The sequence below is a fragment of the Paenibacillus sp. P4_A7 genome, from assembly GCF_056402455.1.
Genome location: NZ_JBFUHJ010000815.1, coordinates 1 through 1,076, shown reverse-complemented (window position 1 = coordinate 1,076; position 1,076 = coordinate 1). Strand labels below are relative to the sequence as shown.

At 34.0% G+C, this 1,076-nt stretch carries 2 protein-coding genes; both read right to left on the bottom strand.

The window, feature by feature from the left end:
* Positions 1-348: SDR family NAD(P)-dependent oxidoreductase (locus tag AC1DWN_RS34225; RefSeq protein WP_477563261.1), on the bottom strand; the 348-nt coding region annotated here is incomplete at its 3' end.
* 168 nt (positions 349-516) lie between these two features.
* On the bottom strand, positions 517-1,011 hold the full coding sequence (locus AC1DWN_RS34220; RefSeq protein WP_477563260.1) for a 2,4'-dihydroxyacetophenone dioxygenase family protein: 495 nt from the start codon (positions 1,009-1,011) through the stop codon (positions 517-519).
* Positions 1,012-1,076 lie beyond the last annotated feature (65 nt).

Here is a 1,076-nt window from a genome sequence, read left to right as displayed (position 1 = left end):
TGCTTGAACTGCTCTTATCGGCCCTAAACAGTGAATATTAAATAAATGGTTTACCTCTTCTGTTCTAATCGTTTCAATAAGATGTTCATTCCCCGAAACGCCTGCATTATTGATCAAAATATCAATATTTTCTGTGTAATTACTCAGTACATTAGTAATCCCTGTAATAGCATCATCAGTTGTTAAATCTGCTACAATGGGGTAACAATTTGCGAATTTAGTAGATAGTAGTTGAGCTGATTCTTCTAATCTAACTAATGGGAAAGTCATATAATTTTGAGAAGAATAAATCTTCAATAATTCATATCCTAGGCCACGGTTGGCACCTGTAATTAATACTTTATCCATGAGGTACATCTCCTTGTTAAAAATTAATATGATAAGATTATAGATGGTAATCGAAYTATTATCTTCCATATTATACAACGAGATTACAAACAGTCATTCTAAGAAAAAAGCGGCTGCCAAAGCAACCGCCCTTCCGTAATCATTACTCGATCTTTGAGCATTCGACTATTAATAGATCAAATCATGATTATCTTGAATATTATTTTGTACGCAAAAATCCTTATACTTTTTAAGTACCGTGTAAATATCATCTTGACCTGTAACTTCATCGTTGTCATTAAAATATTGAAGAGTTCCACCTAATATAAAGAGAGTAATCACTTCTTCATCTTCAGTAATCAATGTATGTATGTCTCCGGGCGGTTCGAAAATAAATGTTCCAGGAGTAGCTTTCCAATTCCGTCCTTCATATCTCCAATTACCTTGGATATTGTACCCAATGACAGCTCCGCCAGTATGTCTATGCCTTCCTAGGACTTGATTGCTTTTCATTTTAAAAAGATATATCCATGTTCCTGTACTCAAATCGAATCGCAAAGGTTTGAAATAACAGGAATGATTTTCTGTAAAGGGAATCCACGGTAATGTATCGACTTTAAAAATCCGTTCGGGAAGTTGAAATGTTTCTGCCAATTTCAATACGGATTCATCAATTAATTTCACCTATAAACACCTTCATTTCTATGAGAGTGATGAAATGTCCTTTTTTAGATAATAGTGCGTATGCC